Annotated in this window: 2 protein-coding genes and 1 pseudogene; all 3 read right to left on the bottom strand. The window is 21.2% G+C overall.

What is annotated here, in order from left to right:
- Positions 1–417, bottom strand: a pseudogene (locus OC710_RS02650) (hypothetical protein); the annotation flags it as partial.
- 588 nt (positions 418–1,005) lie between these two features.
- The gene (gene rsmG, locus OC710_RS02645; RefSeq protein WP_004995151.1) at positions 1,006–1,623 is read right to left on the bottom strand and encodes a 16S rRNA (guanine(527)-N(7))-methyltransferase RsmG; all 618 of its coding nucleotides are present in this window, start codon (positions 1,621–1,623) and stop codon (positions 1,006–1,008) included.
- Positions 1,616–2,492, bottom strand: an 877-nt coding sequence (locus tag OC710_RS02640; protein ID WP_304515008.1) for an FAD-dependent oxidoreductase, incomplete at its 5' end; no start/stop codon positions are given. The genes rsmG and OC710_RS02640, both read right to left, overlap by 8 nt.

Here is a 2,492-nt window from a genome sequence, read left to right as displayed (position 1 = left end):
ATCCGCATTAAAATTATCATTTTCTTGAAAATTTTGAGCATTTATTTCGTGATTTTCTTGTGAAAATGGTTCTTCTATAATCGGTTGATCTTGAAATTGCTCGTCACTTAATACAAAAGCATCATCTCGCTGAATATTAGGATCTGATTTTTGCACCTGTTGTTGACCTGCAGAACGTTGTTTTTGATCTTTTTTACCATCTTTACGAACATTTGAATTTCTGTTATTAGTATTCGTACTTACAACATATTGATCATTATTTTCATTATTTATATTATCATAATTAACAACATTATTGTCATCATTGTCATTATTTATATTATCATAATTAACAACAATAACTCCTATTAAAAAAATACTACTAGTAATGCAAAAAACCATCACAAGGTAAGAAATATTTTCCCATAACTTATTCATGAAAATTCTATATTAATCCTTTTCTGTTTTCGAATAAAAAATAATAAATAAATGATGATAATAACTAAATGTATCTTAATCAATATCAAATACAATCGAGAAATTACTTAAATTATTTTTAAACGAACATAAAACATAAAATAATTAATAAAAAAATAAATAAATTTCATAAATCTTAAAGAATGTAAAAATAAATCTTAAATTAAAAATAAATTTTTCATAAAAAATTAAAATTTATTTAATCAAACAAAAATTAACTAGATATAACCGGAGCGAACAACTAAAATTATTCCAAAATCCCATTTAAAAATATTAAAAATAATAATAAATTTATTTAAAATAAAACCAATACACTGATTACAAATATCTAAATTTTGTCGATTAAATTTTATCATTATATATCTGTGCTTCCTATTTGAATTAAAATATTATAATCAAATAATTCAATTTACAACCAAAGATAATAATTACAAAAATTAAATTTAAATAATAAGATAAAATATTAACTAAAATCAACAAAAATTATATATTAACCAAATATATTGATAATTATAAATTCTAAATCATAATTAACAAACAAAAATCAAATTAAATTAATTTATTAAATAATAAATTTACTCTAGTTCCCAATTGATTAGGTAAAACAATAACATGTTTATCTTTTAATTGAAATTTATCAAAAACTTTATCATTTATAAACTCTTGACGATAATTAGGACCTTTCATAACAATAAAACTACCTTTAACATTTAATAATGGATAAATTAAATTTAAAATAACGTTTAATTTTCCTAAAGCTCTAGTTATAAGATAATCATATCGAAAATTATGTTTTTCTACTTTTTGATGATAAATATAAACATTTTGCAAAGATAATTCTTTAACTAAAAAATTTAAAAAAATAGTTTTTTTATATGAAGATTCAATTAAAAATAAATTTAAATGAGGAAATAAAATTTTTAAAGGGATTCCTGGAAAACCTGCTCCTGTACCTATATCACACAAAGAATTAATTTGATCAAAACGAACTAAAGAAGAAACCAACAAAGAATCATAAAAATGTTTAATATATATTAAATCTGGTTCTAATATTGAAGTTAAATTCATTTTATTATTGAAATGCCGCAAACAAATAGAATATTTATCAAATTGCATCATTTGTAATTGGTTTAATTTGAATTTCTTTTGTAACTCGAATTTATACATGAGAATCACTATACTTTTGCAAATAAATTAATAAAATATTAATATCAACAGGATTAACTCCAGAAATACGTGAAGCTTGAGCTATATTAAAAGGTTTAATTTTAGTTAATTTTTCTTTAGCTTCTTGAGATAGGTTTTTAATAATTTTATAATCAATATTATTAGGTATAACTTTTTCTTCTAAATGAGAATTTTTTTTAACTTCTTTTTCTGATTTTAAAATATAATCTTCATATTTAATTTGAATACCCACTTGTTCTAAAACATCAACAGAATATTGAGATGCAAAAAAATTATTTAAAATATCTTCTTTTAAATCAGATCTTTTTAATAACTGATATAAACTAATACGACGAGAATCAGAATTAATGTTAAATTTATATAAACTATCCGCATCCAAATAAAAATTATGTAACTTTTCTTTTAAATAATTGATTTGCATTTGCTTGTTTTTTAACCAATCAAAAGTTTTATGATCAATCAATCCAAATTTAAAACCATAAGGCATTAACCTTAAATCTGCATTATCATGCCGTAATAATAAACGGAATTCAGCTCTAGAAGTTAATAAACGATATGGTTCATACGTTCCCTTATTAATTAAATCATCAATTAAAACACCAATATAAGCTTCATTTCGTTTTAATATAAAAGGAGATTTATTTTTTAGTTTTAAAGCGGCATTAATTCCTGCAATTAATCCTTGACAAGCAGCTTCTTCATAACCACTAGTACCATTAATTTGACCAGCCAAAAATAAATTTTTAATTTTTTTACTTTCTAAAGTATGAAAAAGTTGATTAGGATTAAAAGCATCATATTCAATAGCATAAGCATATTTAATAATTTTTGCTTTTGAAAAAGCTGGA

It is taken from the genome of 'Vigna radiata' phytoplasma (genome assembly GCF_030586915.1).
Taxonomy (GTDB): domain Bacteria; phylum Bacillota_I; class Bacilli_A; order Acholeplasmatales; family Acholeplasmataceae; genus Phytoplasma; species Phytoplasma australasiaticum.
The sequence above is the reverse complement of the archived record's forward strand: the minus strand, read 5'-3'. Positions and strand labels throughout refer to the sequence as shown.